Below are 16828 nucleotides of genomic sequence, written 5' to 3' on the forward strand. Positions count from 1 at the left end.
TCGGAAGAGTTCCAGGTGATGCGGCACATGAACAACCTGGAAACGGTGAACACCTATGAAGGCACGCACGACGTCCACGCGCTGATCCTCGGCCGGGCGATCACCGGGTTGCAGGCGTTTTTCTGATCCGGGCGCAGGCGGTCAAGCTGCCTGCGGATTGCGTGTTTGTTGCGGCCTCCACAGGCGCAGCACTTGGCGCCCGAGGGCGAGATAGAGCGCATATCCGGCCAGAACGCAGGTGATCGGCCCGTTGCGGCCGGTCAACCGCTGACGCGATGCCCTTGGTGCAAGGAATGGTGCCGCGCAAGATCAGCGGCCAGAGAAACGCATTGTCGCGCCAGACGGATCTGGTTCGTGAATCCGATCTGTTCCGTGCGCCGAAACAGTTGCTCATTGCGACGTCCCTGCCAAGGAAAAGCTTTCGCGAGCCGCGGCATCGTCCCGCTTCGTCTTTCTGTGTGGCGGAGAGGGCGTTTCGACGGCGGCGCTGCGGCGCAATCAAATGGGGATGGATGTTCTCTGAATCGGTTGCGCTTCATCGTTAACGACATTTGTGCCGCATCGGTTACAGCTCTGCAAATTGGCAAGTCGAATCTTAAGGGGGCAGGGTTTTCGGCGGCTCCATCCGCTGGAAACCAAAGCCGATAAGGTCAAGAATTTTTTTTCTGCACGTTTTCGGCTTTCTGAAGGCGCGAGATAAATCTAAGTCTCGCAGTCACTTCTTTGAACGGTGACTGTCTGCGAACTGTCGAAATTCGGGTTTTCTGCAGCGGGACGCATGAAAGGCGTTCCGCATCAAATATCTGGCAAGAAAAAGAGTTTCGCGATACCATCGCCGTGCTATTGTTTTCGGAATACCCGACCATTTCCAGTTTTTGACTTCTGAAACTTCTTGGGGGCGTTTCAAATGGCCGCACGCGGATCTCAGCAAATCGTCAAGCGCAAGGAGCTGGTGGGAAAACTGAATCCCATTTGCTTCAAGGCATTTTCCGAAGCCGCGCAGGCCGCGAAACGCCGGGGCAATCCTTACGTGGAACTGGTGCATTTCATCACCGCCCTGGCCGATACCGAACGCTCCGATATCGCCTTGCTGCTGGAGTCCGCCGGGGTCGACCGGCATCGCTTCGATGGCGACGTGCTGCGGGCCACGGATGCGCTGCCGCATGGCGCCGGATCGGTCGAGGAGTTCTCGGAACATATCTTCCGCGCCATCCAGGAGGCGTGGAATTACGGCTCGCTGGAGTTTGGCGACGACACGGTGCGCTCCGCCTATCTGCTGCTCGGGGCGCTGCAGGTGCCGGTGCTGGAAGGGCTGCTGTTCAAGATCAGCCTGGAATTCGACAAGCTGGATGCGGCGGCAATGGCGGCGCAGCTCGACGATATCCTGGCCGCCTCGCTGGAGCGCCGCCCGGATGAGGAGGGGCAGAGCCCTGCCGGTGCGAAGCCCAGACCGGGCGGGCAATCGGCGCTGGATCAGTTCGCCACCAACCTGACCGCGCGGGCGCGCGACGGCAAGATGGACCCGGTCGTCGGCCGCGACGCCGAGATCCGGCAGATCGTCGATATCCTGCTCAGGCGCAAGCAGAACAACCCGATCCTGACCGGCGAGGCCGGGGTGGGCAAGACCGCCGTGGTCGAGGGGTTCGCGCAGCGACTGGCGCGGGGCGATGTGCCGCCGCAACTTCGCAATGTCGATCTGCACATGCTGGATATCGGGCTGATGCAGGCCGGGGCCAGCGTCAAGGGCGAATTCGAGAAACGCCTGAAATCGGTGATCGAGGAGGTGCAGTCCTCTGACGTGCCGATCATCCTGTTCATCGACGAGGCGCACACGCTGATTGGCGCGGGCGGCGCGGCAGGCACGGGCGACGCCGCCAACCTGCTGAAACCGCCGCTGGCGCGGGGCGAACTGCGCACCATCGCCGCCACCACCTGGGCGGAATACAAGCAGCATATCGAACCCGATCCGGCCCTGACGCGCCGATTTCAGACCGTCAAGATCGAGGAGCCGGACGAGGCGCGCGCCGTGCTGATGTGCCGCGGCATCGCCGGGGTGCTGGAACAGCATCACAAGGTCGAATTGCTGGATGAGAGCATCGAGGCGGCGGTGAAGCTGTCCCACCGCTACATCCCCTCGCGCCAATTGCCGGACAAGGCGATCAGCTTGCTGGACACGGCCTGCGCGCGGGTGGCGGTGTCGCAACACGCCACCCCGGCCGAGGTCGAGGATCTGGAACGCCGCCTCGCCGCACTGGAAATCGAGCGCGGCATCATCGATCGGGAAGAGGCGATCGGGATCGATGTCGCCGCCCGCCGCGAGGAGGTCGGGGCCGGGCTGGCCTCGGCGCAGGAGTCGCTCGAGGCGGCGCAGGCCCGCTGGGACGCGGAAAAGGATCTTGTCTCCGAAATTCTTGAGATGCGCGCGCAACTGCGCGGCGCCGGCGCCCGGCTGGATGAGACCGGCGAGATCGGCGATGCCGAGGAGGTGCTGGCCGAGGAGGGCGCGGCCGATCAGGACCAGCCATCCGATGCGCCGGATGGCATCGCGCAGGATGCTGCCGCGCAGGGTGCCGACGCGCAGCAGGCCGGGGCCGATCCGCAGCCAGAGGGGACCGCTTCCCCCGCCGAACCGCCATTCGACCGCGCGGCTGCGCTGGATGCGCTGAAAGAGAAGATGGCCGAGCTGGTGACGGCCCAGGGCGAGACGCCGCTTATCCTGCCTGCGGTCGACAAAGCGGCGGTCGCCTCGGTCGTGCAGGACTGGACCGGCATCCCGATGGGCCGGATGCTGGCCAGCCAGACCGAGAAGGCGCTGTCGCTGGCCACCAACCTGGCCGAGCGCGTTGTCGGCCAGGACCATGCGATGGAGATGATCGCGAACCGGATCCAGACCTCTGCCGCCGGGCTGAAAGCGCCGGAAAAGCCGGTCGGGGTGTTCATGCTGTGCGGCCCGTCCGGGGTGGGCAAGACCGAGACCGCGCTGGCGCTCGCCGAGCTGATGTATGGCGGCGAGGATAACGTCATCTCGATCAACATGTCGGAGTTCCAGGAGGCGCATACCGTCAGCACGCTGAAAGGCGCGCCGCCGGGCTATGTCGGCTATGGCAAGGGCGGCATCCTGACCGAAGCCGTGCGACGCCGCCCCTATTCCGTGGTGCTGCTGGACGAGGTCGAAAAGGCCCATCCCGACGTGCACGAGATCTTCTTCCAGGTCTTCGACAAGGGCATGATGGATGACAGCGAAGGTCGGCGGATCGACTTCAAGAACACGCTGATCCTGCTGACCTCGAATGTCGGGTCCGAGGAGATCATGGACATGACCGAGGATGGCAAGGCGTCTGCCGATCCCGACGCGCTGAACGCCGCGCTGCGCGCGCCGCTGCTGAAGGTGTTTCCCGCCGCGCTGCTGGGGCGGGTGGTCACGATCCCTTACTACCCGCTGTCCGACAGCATGATCGAGGCGATTGCCGGTCACAAGCTGCGCGGCATCGCCAAGCGGCTTGGCGAGGGGTACGGGGCGGAGTTGGTCATCGGCGATGGCGCCATGCAGGTCATCAAGGATCGCTGCACGGAGATCGAAAGCGGCGGGCGCATGATCGACGCGATCCTGACAAATACGCTGATGCCCGAACTCAGCCGGCGCATCCTCGGCTATCGTCTGGAAGGGAAGGAATTGAGCTCCGTCACGGTAACGGGCGGTGACACGGGCTTCGAGTATATTTTCGCCTGAGACATCTGCGCTGGCTTTGGTGGAACTGCGCCGTGCGCGGCGCGGCTGCGGCCGCCGTCTTCCTGGCGAGATGCGGGACCGGCCTTGGCAGAACCGATCGGCGGATTGTGCCGCGCCGCGGGCGTCTTCGCCGGGCCGCCAGGTCGAGGGCCAGAAAATTGAAGGTTTCAGCAGGCCGCTAACGGAGGGAAATTATGTACAGCATTGTTGACAGGATGCGCGAATATGGCGTGATGCATGATGAGTTCGCATTTGCTGCGGAACAGTTGCACAAGGTCGCCATGGCCGAGGACATCAGGCGCAACGCGGCGCGAGGCGAATTGAAGGACGAGATTCACGCCCAACTCCGCAATCCGCAGCAGGACAGGAGCCGCGCGAGATTGCTGGGCCGCGTTCTGGAGCCGGCCTTCGACGCGAAAATGCAGATCGCGGATGCCGAACTGCAACGCAGGCTGACCAGCTACCTGACGCAGAAATACGGTCTGGCCAAGGGGCCATGCCAGAATGCGCTGGCAGAGTTTTCGACCATGGTCGTCGAGGTCAGGGATTGTGGATATAATCTTGCGGATTTCACGGTACAGCAGCGCTTCTTCCAGTTTCTGCTCGCCTATGTGACTTCGGGCTTCAAGGAGAAGGACACCAATGGCACGCAAATGGGTCAGTATCGCGGTGACTGGCGCGGCGGCGGGTTTGCCAAAAGCTAGTCCGGGTGCGGCGCCGGGATCTGTGATGCCGGCCCGCGCCTGTCAATCGCCAAGCACCGCCACGTCGAAGCCACCGTTGCGCCAGCCTGTCAGCGCGGCGCTGAAGGCCGGGCCGGGCAGCCCGTCCACCTCGCTTCGATACAGCCCGGCATCGGCCAGCAATCTCTGCACCTGCGTGATCGTCTCGCGTGACCAGCGGTCGCTGCGTTCGGTCAGATCGGCCAGCACCTGTCCGTTATCCTCCGCCGTGGCGCGCAGCAGCATGTCGGCCGCGGCGGCCGGGTCGCGTGGCACACCGCGGCCTTCGTCCAGCAGAATGGCGGCCGCGCGATAGCCCTGGAACTCACCTTCGCGTGCGGCGCGCCGGAAATAGGACAGCGCGTCCTCGGGCTGGCCGATCAGGTTATCCTGCGCCAGCACACCGAGATTGAAGGTCGCCTTGGCCGAACCCTCCTCGGAGGCCCGCTCCAGCAGCGCGATGGCGCGCGCGTCATCCTTCGGCAGGATCTGGCCCTCGAACAGTGTCACGGCGAGGTTGATCATCGCATCATGGCTGCCGGCTTCGGCGGCGCGTTCGTAAAGCTGGATCGCGCCCGGAATATCCTGCGCCGTGCCGTTCCCGCTTTCCTTGAGCTGTGCGAGGCTGACCATGGCGCGCAGATCGCCGCGGTCGGCAGCGGTTTCATACAGCGCCAGTGCCCGGCCCAGATCGCCCGAGGCCGCGGTCGCGCGGGCCAGCAGGGCCACGTAATGCGGCAGGTTCGGCGATTGCGTCACCGCCGCCGAACAAGCCTGGATGGCCGACACCGCATTCCGCTGCAACCGCTCGAACGGGACACCAGATGTCCCGGCGGTCGCGTCGCGCGGATGCGTGGCCAGCCGCTCGCAAAGTGCGGCGGGATTGCTGTCCTGCAATTCCGGCAGCAGCGCCAGCAACTGCCGCGCATCCTCGACATTGCGCCCCTCGGGATAGCGGTCGAGGTAAAGTTGCAGCAGCGGGCGCACCCGGCTGCGCTGCGCCAGCGCCCAAAGCTTGTCGGCCTGCTCGGCCGGATCGCTGCGCTCGATGGAGCGGGTGCGGGTGCCGGTCTCCAGCCAGGCGAGCGCCTCGCCCAGATGGGCCCCCTGCGGGTAGAGATCGACATAGAGCCGCATCAGCGCATCGTCCCGCGCGCCGGTCGCCACCTGGTAGAACATGGTTTCCTGCGACACGCCCGGCGGACGGGTGTCAAAGGCGAACTGCCGTGTCAGGGAGGAGTTCTCCCACGGGATCTGCTGGCCGCCCGTGGCGGTCATCACGTCGCGCCGCACCGCGATCATCATGTCGGAGATGGTCTGGCCCGGCGCATAAAGCTGATGCAGCAGCGCCTGGGTGAAGAAGCTGTTCCGCCCGGTTCCGTCATAGGCGACATTGCCGGGCTGGGTGGCATAGGCGAACATGAAATCGGCCTCCGTGCCGATCCGCGCCAGACCCTCCTGCGCGCCGGCCATGCTGGCGCCGAACGGGTTGTTGCGGCAGGCATCCAGGAAGACCAGCTTCAGGCCTGGCATCTCCTCCATCCGGCCCAGAATCTCGTTGACGGACACGGTCTGCCCGGTCGAATCCTCGGTCGAGCTGATCCGCGCATCGGTCGGCACAAGATAGTTCTGCCCGTCGACCTGAAACCCGTGCCCGGCATAGAAGAACAGCGCCACCTCCGCGTCCTGCGCGGCCGCCGCGAACTCCGCCGTGGACTGCGCCATCCCGTCGCGGGTCAGATCACGGCCCAGAATGACCTCGAAGCCCAGCCCCTCCAACGCGACTGACATGTCGAGCGCGTCGTTCTTCGGGTTTTCCAGCGACTCGACGGCTTCGTATTCCGAATTTCCGATGATCAGCGCCACCCGCTCCGCCGCATGAAGCGCGCCGGCGCCTGCCGACAGCGCGACGATCACGACCAGCACCGCGCACCGCAGAAGGGCCATTACAGCCCCACGGAGCGCGACAACTCGATGCCGACGCTGTCCACGGCCTGCGCCACGCGGTTGATCGTGGCGGACTGGACCTGCGCCAGTTCCGGGTCATCCGCCCGGACGAGGGCGATGGCCTTTCGGATCTCCGTGGAGGCAGTGGCCACGGCCGCGCGGGCCTCGTTCACCGCATCACGGCGGATGCTGTCCCGCTCGGCCGCGGTGGTGGCCCCGGCAAGCCTGCGCGTGGCGCGGCTGCGCGAGGCGTCGATGTCGCGGCGGGCGTCGCGGATGATCTCGGCCACATTGCCCATCGCGGGCGGCAGGTCGGTCGAGATCTCGTCCAGCTTGTTCGCGAAATCGTCGAGCGCATCGGACAGGCAGGCCAGGTATCGGCTGACATCCGCGTCGCTTTGCGAACAACTATTGGCCGCGACTTCGAGGATGGCCGAGAACTGGTCGACCTGATCCAGCGTCTGCTCGGCCGCGTTGCGGGATGCGATCACCACCTGCGAGGCGGGCGCGCGCTCCGCCGCGGGCGAAGCCGCCGCGATCGTCAGAACCGCGCCCATGTCCAGCGACATCGTGTCCACCGGATTGGGCAGATCGAAGGCCGGGATGCTGACCGGACGGGGTATCCTGTCTTCGAATGCCGGGCCGGGCGTCTGCGCCGTGACGGTGAATTTGCCCGGAACGAAGGTGATGTCGTAATTCCGCACCCACCAGGCATAGGGCGGGTTTCCGTCGATCGCATAGGGGCTGCCGGCGGCGTTTGCGCCGGGCTTTGCACCATCGCTGATTATGTCGATATCGGGATGACCCTCCCAGGGCTTGAACCCGACCGCCGTGTATTCCTGCCCGGTGAAGGTGAAACTCTCGCCTTGCCGCTTTGTCTGGTCATTCAGGGTGATCGTCAGCGGGATCGGCGTGATCGCGAATTTCTCGTAACTGGAGTCGTAATAGTCGATGTCGTAATTCGACAGCCCGGTCCCGACGGCGTTGCTGGTGACGATTTCATAGCGAATCAGCGTCCGATCCGCCCGTTCCGCAGCACCCGGACTGGACATTCGCACCCGCGTCACGCTGTCGTCATTCTTCAGCCCCTCGGTGGAGAATTCCGTGCCGCTGAAGACGTATTGCTGACCGTATGGTTTTTCGATGAAATCGGGGATGATGACCAGCCGGGCGGGCGTGACTGCCATCTGACCGCTGCCATAGCTGATGTCGTAATTCGACAGCCCGGTTCCGCTCGCCCCGCTGGCGGTGATCCGGTAGGGGCCGCCCAGCACGGTGGCGCGCGGCCCGCTGCCGGCGCTCGACATCGTGACGCGACCGATGCGGTCGTTATTCACCAGCCCGTCCGCCGAAAACTCGGTGCCGTCGAAGACGAATGTCTCGCCGTAGATCTTCGACTGGTCGTCCGGCGTGATGGACAGCGAGGCCGGCGTGACCGTCATCGCGCCATCTGCGTAGCGGATGCTGTAATTCGACAGCCCGGAGCCGGCCGCATCCGAAGCGGCGATGGCATAGGGCGCGCCTGCCACACCCGCAGTCGGTGCCGCGCCGTCGCTGCTCAGCGTCACCCGCCCGATGCTGTCACTGTTCAGAAGGCCGGTGCTGGTGAACTCCGTGCCGTCGAAGGTGATGCTCTGACCGTAGATCTTGGACTGGTCGTCTGCGGTGATGGTCAGCGGTGCCGGGGTCACGGTCATCTGACCATTTTCATAGCGGATGCTGTAATTCGAGAGACCCGCTCCAATCGCTTCAGAGGCGGTGATCGCATAGGGGCCGCCGGCCACACCCGCCGTCGGTGCCGCGCCGTCGCTGCGCAAGGTCACCCGGCCGATGCTATCGCTGTTCAGCAGACCTGCGCTCGTGAATTCCGTTCCGTCGAACGCGAAGCTCTGACCGTAGATTTTGGACTGGTCTTGCGCGGTGATTGTCAGCAGGGCGGGATCAATGGTCATTTCGCCATCGGCATAGCTGATCTCGTAGTTGGCCAGACCGCTGCCAACGGCATCGCTGGCGGAGATGGCATAGGGCGATTGCGCCACGGCCGCGGTGGCGCTGCTGCCGCCGCTTGCGAGCGATACGCGCGAGACGCTGTCGTCATTCACGAGGCCGGAAGTGGAGAACTCGTCCCCGTCAAAGGCGAACAACTCGCCATAGGTCTTGGTCTGATCGTTGGCGGTGATCCACAGGGGGGCCGGCTGAACGGTCATCTGCGAACCGGCATAGCTGACGTTGTAATTTGACAGGCCCGAGCCCGCCGCGTCCGAAGCCGTGATGCCATAGCTGCCGACCGTGGCGGAACCGGGCGCACCCGCGCTGCTCAGGCGCACGCGGTCCACCCGGTCGGTGTAGAATAGCTGCGTCGATGGATCGATTGTGAACTCCCCGCCCGTGAACGCGAAGCTCTCGCCATAGATCTTGTCCTGCGCGGTGGCGCCGATCAGCAGAGGCGCCGGCGTGATCTCGTAGCTCGCGGGCAGATCGACGACGCGATAGACCTCGCCTGTGCTGCTGGTCAGACTTGTCGTGGCCAGGCTGAACTGGCCTGTCCCGGTATTCCGGTTCGGAAAGACCGGGTTCTGGAACAAGGCATTGCCGTTCAGCGTCTCGCCCGGCTGGGCAAAGACATTCTCGGAGGGGCCACCGGCGACATCGCCCGTGGCGGTGGCCGTACCGGTCGTGCCATATTGCAGGGTCAGCGGGTTCGGGCGGGCAAACACCACCTGATCGACGGAATAGAGCGCCGGGTGCGCGGTCGCATCCCCCGGCGCCCAGGTCGTGGCGAAATTCCATCCCTGCGCCTCTGCCAGTGCCAGGAAACCGGCCGTGTCGCGGAAGGTCGCGGTGGGAAGCGGGGTGCCGTAATTCGGCAGCCCGTTCGGCCCCTGTTCCGACTGGTCCTGATCCCAGAAGGACGCGATCACGCTGGTCGGCGGCGCGCAGCAATCCTCGAGATTATAGCCGATCAGACCGCCAATCCCGGTGACCGATCCGCTGCTCTGAACCAGACCCCGCGAATAGGATCTGAGCACCTGACCGCCCTCCGTCGCGCCAATCAGGCCGCCAACATAATGCGTTTCCTGCGAAGACGAGGTCACGGAGCCGTCGGCATAGCTGTCGATGATGTCCGACGCGATATTCACCCCGGTATGGCCGCCAACATTCGCCGGCGCCTGACCGGCATCGACGGACACTTCACCATGCGCGGCGGTGCGGGTCATTGTCACGCTGCCAAAGCCTGTCTCGTGCCGCCCGGCGAACCCGCCCACGGAGACGGAGCCGGTGCTGCTGAATGACCCACTCTCGGCATAGGTGACGGGGGCGTTGCTGTCACTGTCCGTGATGGTTCCGTCCAGATAGCCAACAAAGCCACCGATATTCATCACCTCGAACTCTTTGTCGGTGACGGTCACGGCGACGCTGCCGGCCGACCGGGAGGCGGTGATATTGCCGCCATATGTCAGGCGACCGACCAGGCCGCCGACATCTCCCGCATAGAGCGTGTAATCGGAATCGTTTTCGGGGTCGTCGGCCATATCAACAGTGAGCGCGACATTGGACGTGCTGTCCATCACGCTGCCATAGAGCATGTCCCCGATCAAACCGCCCGCTGTGACCTCGAAGAGATCGCCAGCGGCCGTCACCTGGCCAGCAACGCTGACATTCTCGACGACCGTATCATCGGCAACACCCACGAGCCCCGCCGCAAGCTGCTCGCCCTGGATATCCACGTTCTCCAGCGCAAGATCGCTGATCGTTGCACCGGCGGTCCGCTCGAACATGGCGGCGTAGTATGGGCGATTGCTGGTAAGCCCGCTGATCGTGAACCCGCGCCCGTCGAAGCTGCCGGTGAAATTTTCTTCGGCGTTCCCGATTGGATTGAAGCCCTGATTGCCTGTCAGGGGGTTGGGGTTCCAGTTCGCCGTCCCGCTGGCGTCGATATCGTCCGCCAACGCGAAATTGCTGTCCAGCAAGACCGGCGCGCTGCCCGTCAGATAGGAGTCGACGCCTTGCAAGCCGTAGACATCCACCAGCAGATAGGGATCCGCTGCCGAACCGTCCCCGCCGGTCACGCGCAGGAACCGGCTCGGCCCCGAGAAACCGTCGCTGGTGTTGAATTGCTGCACGTCGAATGGCGAAAGCGCCGGGCCCTCCTGGGTCCATTCCGATCCGGTGAGCGCGAAGACGCGGGCACTCACCCCGCCCGCCGCGCCATATTCCGTGATCTGGCTGTCGGTCAACGCGGCGGTGTCGGCGTTGATCGTCAGCCGGTCGACAAAAACCGAGGCTGCTGAGAAATTCACATCGCCCTTGGCCTCCAGTTCCAGCCCGCCGGCACTGGCGCTGATACTGTTACTGATCGTGATATCGTTTTCAGCGGTCAGGATCAGCGAGGTGCCGGCGTCCCATCCCAGACCGTCCATCACCTCGATATTGCCCTCCATCGAGGCCGAACCGTTCGTGTCCAACTCCAGCGAACCGATCTCGAGCGCGGCCTCGGCATCAGCGGTGGTCATGGTCGCGCCGGGTTGGTCCGAGATCTCGATATCGACGGGGTCGATCAGCAGCGTGCCCCACGCGCCGCCGGGCGCGCGCAGATCGGTGCGGCCCGCATAGCGGACATCGCCTTCGCTCGATACCTCGACGAAGCCGCCATCGCCATCGCCCGCTCCGCGCGCCGAGATCTGGCCGTTGAACTCTGTGCGCAGGTCGGACCACATGGCAATCCGGCCGCCATCGCCGGACGTGACCGCATCGGCCAAGATCCGTGTCTGCGCATCGGCCCGGACCGTGCCGGCATGTGGCATCGGACCCTGGCCTGCGAAATCGCCGCCGATGCGGATGCGCCCGCCGCCGCCCTCGCCGCTGGCATCCAGCAGCGCGCCGAGCAGCATGATCTCGGCCCCCGAGATGTCGATCTGCCCACCGGATTGTCGCGGCGGGCGGGGCGAGCTTTGCAGAGCCAGCTTCGATTCGCGCCGCCGCGGCTGGGTCTGCACAGGCTGGCGGATCGCGCGGGTGGTGGCGCGTCCGGTTACCTTCACCGTGCCGCCCGCGCCGCCGCCCAGAACGATCGCGCCATTCTGGACCGAGACCGAGCGCGCCTCGGCCGTGCCGGACAGGTTGATCGTGTTGCGCGCGGCATCCCGTGCCACCGCGGCCTTCATCTCGATCCGCCCGCCATCCGCCGACAGGCGCCCCGAATTCTTCACGAGCGCGCTGTCATCCCCGTCATCCTCCGATGGCAGGGCCACCTGCAGGAAGCCGTCGCCGGACAGGTCCAGCGTCGCGCGTTCGCCCGCGCCCAGCCCGATCCGGCCCAGAGGGGCGGAGATCGTGCCGGAATTGTCCACGCGCCCGCCGAGAAGTGCGGCATAGCCGCCCGCGCCGACCGCGATGCTGCCGCGATTGGTCACCCCGGCGGATCGGCCATTGCCGCCAAAGCTCAGCCGGCCGGCGTTGAAATCCTCGTCCGAGATGTCCAGCGTCGAAGCGACGAAGCCGCCCCCGGTGTTCACGCGCCCGGATTCCCCGATCACGATGCCGTTCGGATTGACGACATAGACCTGACCATTGGCGTTCAGCGCCCCGTGGATCTGGCTGGTGGTGTCGCCGGTCACCCGGTTCAGCATCGCGCTGCCCTGTCCGGGCTGACGGATATCGACCGAGTTGCCGCGCCCGACCGAGAAACCGTCCCAGTTCACCACCGCGCGTTCCGAGCCTTGGTTGATGATCATGGCGTTCGCAGAGGGCTGGCCGATCGACACCTTCCCGCTGGCCACCGTGCCGCCGCTGGGCAGATCCTGTGCCGATCCCGCGACGGGCAGGGCGATCAGCAGCGTGCTGCTCAGCAGTGCAGCGCGCAGCCGCAGCGGACGCTCAGAACCGGAAATTGCCGGAAAGGCTGACGCGCGAATTGTCTGAGCCATGTTTCCGCTCTCCTCTGCCATATTCGAGTCTCAGGGAATTCGACCGGAAGCGAGAGCCGGTCTGGGAGATCAGGTCGATGCCGACGCCGAAGGCGTTGGCCGATTCCTTCGCCTGTTCGAGCGTGGTCGGCTGCTCGATCCGCACCTGACCGACCCCGGCGAAGACATAGGGGCTGAACACGTAATCCGCGCCGCGAAGCTTGACGGGGCGGGGTTGGGACAGCTCGGCCCGGATCACCCAGCCGCTATCGCCGCGCAGATCGCCGGAATCGAAGGCCGACAACTCGTTCGGCCCGGCAATGCTGAACTGCTCCGCCGTGACCAGCGGATCGCCGAAGGAGGATTGCAGCCGCCCGGTCACGTCCAGCGAGAAGCGTTCGCCAAGCGCGCGCTCGTGATTGGCCGACAGGACCAGCTTGCTGAACTCCGCATCGGCACCCGCGCGCGACAAGGGCACATTGCTGCGCGCCGCCTCGGCCGCGCTGCGTGCGCCGAGCGCATCTATGCCGCGCGACAGGACCGCGCCCGCCGTCGAATATGCGCCGTCCTCATGGCTGTAGGACAGGTTCCCGCCGAAGCGCAGCACGGTCGTCTCGTCGCGGTAGAAGGCTGGAAGCCCGCCGGTCAGCGGCCGCATTTCATCCTTCTGGCGATCCAGCATGAGCTGCGTTGTCAGGTTCATCTGCCGCGACCGGATCCAAGGATAGATCAGCCGGAAGGACTGGCGATCGAAGCTGGACCGTGTGGGTTGTGCCTTGTTGTCGGGGGTGGTGTCGCTGGTGGTCAGCTCGACATTCACTGCCAGCCCCGACGCGCCGACCGGAACCACCGCGCCAAGGGCGAAGACCCGGTAGCGCGGGTCGTCGGACAACAGCCCGTGCGGCGATGCGGCCATGCGGCCATAGAAGGTCTCGCCATAGCCGAGCATGCTGTTCAGCTCGAAACCGGAATGGATGACCACGCCTTCGAGATCGTCGGGCGCGATGCTGCCCAACTCCGGCGGGGCGAAATTGTCGAAGCCGACAAAGCCGGTGATCTTGCGGAATTGCGGATCGAGCGCGATCACCGTGCCGCCGGGCCGGCTGCCCGTCGCCAGTGCCGAGCCGAGCGCCACGCCGGACACGTCACCGGCCAGCAGAAGCTGACGTTCAAGCTGAGTCCGCGTCATGCCGGGGCGATCGACGAGCGGTCCGGTCAGCGCCTCGATCCGGCGCCTTATCTCGGGCGGGGTGCGGGAGACATCGACCGATTCCACGAAACCGTCCACGACGCTGATCCGCAGATTGCCGCCGTCGCGCAGCGTCTGTTGCGGCAGCACCACCCGCGCCAGCACATAGCCGGCCTGCGCGTAAGCCGCCTCAAGCTCGGCCGAGGCCTCGAACAATTCGGAGACCGGGATGCGCCCCCGTGTAAGCCGGGTTTCCAGCGCGGCATTCGCGGCAGCCATCTGGGGGAAAGCACCCTCCAGCGTCACGCCAGACAGGGTGATGCCGATCTGCTCCGACCCGGCAGGGGCCTGGGTGCCGGTATTGCCGCTGAACACCACCGAGCCCGCGAGGTTCTGCAGCCGCGGCTGAAAGCTCTCCGGGGTCACGGAGCTGGCGCTTTGCGCGAAGGCGGGAGTCGCCAGCAACGCCAGCGCCGCTGCGGATACGGCGAGCGCCCGCTGCCAGGATGCGACGGGACCAGTCGGGGCGGCGTCAGCTTTCGTCATACTGATCCCTCCAAGTTATTTAATGAAATCGCGTCTCGAATCAGAATATCCCAAATGCCGTTTCTGTCCAGAATTGCAGATCGCATTTCCGGATATTTTTGGGAGAAACAGGGTTAACTTGACGAGGCCGGTATTTCGCAGTGCAATCACATCGCAAATAGCGCGCAAATATGGGCTGCCCGGCCGATTTGGTCGGCCTGGATCGGCAGATCGCAAAGAGGCATCAGCACCGACGAAGAATCAGCGATTCATCGCCGCCACGTTATCCAATTCCTATTCCCGCGACCGTCACAATTTGACGACACGGCGCCGGGATAATCATGGCGCCTAGATAATCGCCTGGAATTCGACGCGGCGGTTCTCATCCGCTTGCGGGTTTTCGCGGTTGAACGGAAACCGCTCGCCCATGCCGGTTGATTCCAGCCGGGCCGAGTCGACGCCGCATTCATCCACGAGGTAGCGCACCACCTCCTCAGCGCGCATGATCGACAGCCGCTCGTTATAGGCGTCGCTGCCGGCCGTGTCGGTATGGCCGACGATGCGGAACACGCCGACATCGCTCAGCTTCATCGCCTCGCAGATCTTCTGCATCTTCGGCTTTTCGGTTTCGGCCAGGGCCGCGCTGTCAAAGTCGAAATTGATCTGCAGATTGACCTGCAATTCCGGGTCGAGCTGTCCGAACACAACCGGCTGCACCGTCTCCGGCGCGTCAGTCATTGCAGGATCCGAGGTGCCTGCCGCGCCGGCGATCTGCTGATCCGCAGGCGTCGTGCTCAGCACCGCCCCGGCCGCAGGCTGTGCCGCCTCCGCGCCCGCATCGTCGATCGTCACCAGTTCCAGCCCGCGGGTCTTGCCCAGGCCGTTCGACTGCGCCTCGCGAAACACCTCCTGCTGCTTGCTCCACAGGCCGACGAGATCTTCGACCGAAAGATCATCCTGCGCCAATGCCGGGCTGGCGATCGCGGCAAATCCGGCAATGGCGAAAACGGGAAGACAGGGCGTGAAACGCATTTTGACACCGCAGAAATGGAAAGGTTTGATAAGACTGATTCCTAGGGTATCATTAATTAATTCAAAGTTCAGCCATTTTCCAAGGTCGTGAATGATTCCCGCAGCCCAACAGGAAAGCGAGCCGCGAACGTGACTGGTCCGACGACCCGGCCGCCTCGGATCATGGCGGAGAATCGCCCTTTGGTCATCCGCGGAAATGGGCTGACCCATGTCGGGCGCGTCCGCGAGAATAACGAGGATGCCATTCTGACCGATCCGGGCGGATTGCTGTGGGCGGTGGTTGATGGAATGGGGGGATATGGCAACGGCGAAATCGCCGCCGATATGGTGATCGACAGAATCGCCACCCTGTCCGACCACGCCCCGGCCGAGGCGGGTCTGCGCCAACTGATCGCGGAAGCCAATGAGCAGATCCTGACCCGCAGCGCGCAGGAAGGGATTGACCAGATGGGCGCCACGATGGTCGCCGCGATGATCCAGAACGCGGTGGCGACGATTGCCTGGGTCGGGGATTGCCGGGCCTATCTGTGGCGCGACAGCGCGCTGCGGCAACTGACCAGCGATCACTCCGTGGTGCAGGAGCTGATCGATTCCGGCCTGCTGGACCCCGATCAGCGCGAGACCCATCCGCAGCGCCATGTAGTCACCCGCGCCGTCGGCGTCGAGCCCGCGATCGAAATCGATACGACGCGGTTCGAGATGGTGCGAAAGGACCGGCTGATGCTGTGTTCCGACGGGCTGACCACCTGCGTGCCGGACCGCCAGATCGCCGCGATCATGGCGCGTCCGGCCGATCCGCGCAGCCTGTGCCGGGCACTCGCGATGCAGGCGCTGGAAAATGGCGCGCCGGACAATGTCTCGGTCGTCGCCATCTTCGCGCAGGAGGCGTATTGATGCGTCATGGTGCTCTGATCGGCCCGATCATCGTCGCCATCGGGCTGGTGATCGCCGCGCTTGCCTTTGCCGTGGTGGGGGCGCTGCTCGAGACCGCCGATGGCAGCGCGGAGTTGCGGCTGAACCGCAGCGAGGCGGAGCTGGCGGAGCTGCGCAGCGGCGTCGAGACGCTGCGGGCCGAATTGCGCGATGCCCAGATCGACATCGAGCGGCTGGCGGAGGATCTGGCCCTTCAGGCGGCGCAGCCGGCTTTCGCGCCACCGGCCGCCGCGACCGCGATGGACCTTGCCGCCCCGGCGCTGTCCGGCGATGAGGAGGTCTCCGATCACGGCGGCACGGCCGAGATGACGGAGGTGATGCGGCTCGGCAAATCGCGTTTCAACAGCGGTGTGACCCAGCCCGGCAACCGGGTGATGCTGGAGGTTCTGGGCCATCCGCGTGACAGCTATTCCACCGATTGCCAGGCGGTGACCCAGCCGAAGCTGAAATCGCTTCTCGAAACCCGGCAGATCGGGCCGATCCGGGTGACGATGATCCGGCCCGCGCTCGACAGTCTCGAACGCATACTGGCCGAGCTGCAGCAAAGCGAGCCAGACATCTACGCGGCGCTCGGCACGGCCGGGGCGATGTGCGCCCGGCTGATCCGCGGATCGCGCAGCGCGGTGTCAAATCATTCCTGGGGCACGGCCATCGATGTGAAGCTGGAGGGCAAGCTCGACGGGTTCGGTGACGGTGGCACGCAATTCGGGCTGCTGCTGCTGGCCGAACTGTTCAACAAGGAGGGCTGGTTCTGGGGTGCCACCTATAGCCGCGAGGACTCGATGCATTTCGAGGTCGGCGTCGAGACGCTGCGGAAATGGCAGGCCGAGGGTCATCTGTGACA

At 65.0% G+C, this 16828-nt stretch carries 8 protein-coding genes and 1 pseudogene; 5 read left to right on the forward strand and 4 right to left on the reverse strand.

The window, feature by feature from the left end; all coding sequences use genetic code 11:
* From BLT73_RS17620 to BLT73_RS11530, 3 genes and pseudogenes are all read left to right on the forward strand, one after another.
* Positions 1-126 (forward strand): annotated as a pseudogene (locus BLT73_RS17620) (acyl-CoA dehydrogenase); the annotation flags it as partial.
* A gap of 781 nt (positions 127-907) precedes the next feature.
* On the forward strand, positions 908-3730 hold the full coding sequence (gene tssH / locus BLT73_RS11525; RefSeq protein WP_090523996.1) for a type VI secretion system ATPase TssH: 2823 nt from the start codon (positions 908-910) through the stop codon (positions 3728-3730).
* A 194-nt stretch (positions 3731-3924) separates the two neighbouring features.
* Positions 3925-4434, forward strand: coding sequence for a hypothetical protein (locus BLT73_RS11530; RefSeq protein ID WP_143025669.1), 510 nt, complete (start codon positions 3925-3927; stop codon positions 4432-4434).
* A 42-nt stretch (positions 4435-4476) separates the two neighbouring features.
* Here the strand turns inward: BLT73_RS11530 and BLT73_RS11535 are convergent, their stop codons facing one another.
* From BLT73_RS11535 to BLT73_RS11550, 4 genes are all read right to left on the reverse strand, one after another.
* Complete coding sequence (locus BLT73_RS11535) at positions 4477-6399, reverse strand: caspase family protein (protein ID WP_090523999.1); 1923 nt, start codon at positions 6397-6399, stop codon at positions 4477-4479.
* Positions 6399-12326 (reverse strand): MBG domain-containing protein, encoded by a 5928-nt coding sequence (locus tag BLT73_RS11540; RefSeq protein ID WP_176805059.1) that lies wholly within the window; start codon positions 12324-12326, stop codon positions 6399-6401. The genes BLT73_RS11535 and BLT73_RS11540 overlap by 1 nt, the downstream gene beginning before the upstream one ends.
* The gene (locus BLT73_RS11545) at positions 12277-14040 is read right to left on the reverse strand and encodes a ShlB/FhaC/HecB family hemolysin secretion/activation protein (RefSeq protein ID WP_090524001.1); all 1764 of its coding nucleotides are present in this window, start codon (positions 14038-14040) and stop codon (positions 12277-12279) included. The genes BLT73_RS11540 and BLT73_RS11545 overlap by 50 nt, the downstream gene beginning before the upstream one ends.
* Positions 14041-14367: 327 nt before the next feature.
* A complete protein-coding gene (locus BLT73_RS11550; protein ID WP_245727285.1) occupies positions 14368-15261 on the reverse strand; it encodes an OmpA family protein in 894 nt (297 codons plus the stop codon).
* Here BLT73_RS11550 and BLT73_RS11555 point away from each other — a divergent pair.
* Positions 15232-15945, forward strand: a complete 714-nt coding sequence (locus BLT73_RS11555; RefSeq protein WP_245727287.1) for a PP2C family protein-serine/threonine phosphatase — start codon at positions 15232-15234, stop codon at positions 15943-15945. The genes BLT73_RS11550 and BLT73_RS11555 overlap by 30 nt on opposite strands.
* Positions 15945-16826, forward strand: coding sequence for a M15 family metallopeptidase (locus BLT73_RS11560; RefSeq protein ID WP_090524006.1), 882 nt, complete (start codon positions 15945-15947; stop codon positions 16824-16826). Before BLT73_RS11555 ends, BLT73_RS11560 begins: the two co-directional genes overlap by 1 nt.
* The last annotated feature ends 2 nt before the right edge of the window (positions 16827-16828 follow it).

This window comes from Paracoccus isoporae, from assembly GCF_900101865.1.
In the GTDB taxonomy this organism is placed as follows: domain Bacteria; phylum Pseudomonadota; class Alphaproteobacteria; order Rhodobacterales; family Rhodobacteraceae; genus Paracoccus; species Paracoccus isoporae.

Coding starts and splice junctions, on each gene's coding strand:
- tssH (WP_090523996.1), top strand. CDS start 908: ATGGCCGCACGCGGATCTCAGCAAATCGTCAAGCGCAAGGAGCTGGTG.
- BLT73_RS11530 (WP_143025669.1), top strand. CDS start 3,925: ATGTACAGCATTGTTGACAGGATGCGCGAATATGGCGTGATGCATGAT.
- BLT73_RS11535 (WP_090523999.1), bottom strand. CDS start 6,399: ATGGCCCTTCTGCGGTGCGCGGTGCTGGTCGTGATCGTCGCGCTGTCG.
- BLT73_RS11540 (WP_176805059.1), bottom strand. CDS start 12,326: ATGGCTCAGACAATTCGCGCGTCAGCCTTTCCGGCAATTTCCGGTTCT.
- BLT73_RS11545 (WP_090524001.1), bottom strand. CDS start 14,040: ATGACGAAAGCTGACGCCGCCCCGACTGGTCCCGTCGCATCCTGGCAG.
- BLT73_RS11550 (WP_245727285.1), bottom strand. CDS start 15,261: ATGGGTCAGCCCATTTCCGCGGATGACCAAAGGGCGATTCTCCGCCAT.
- BLT73_RS11560 (WP_090524006.1), top strand. CDS start 15,945: ATGCGTCATGGTGCTCTGATCGGCCCGATCATCGTCGCCATCGGGCTG.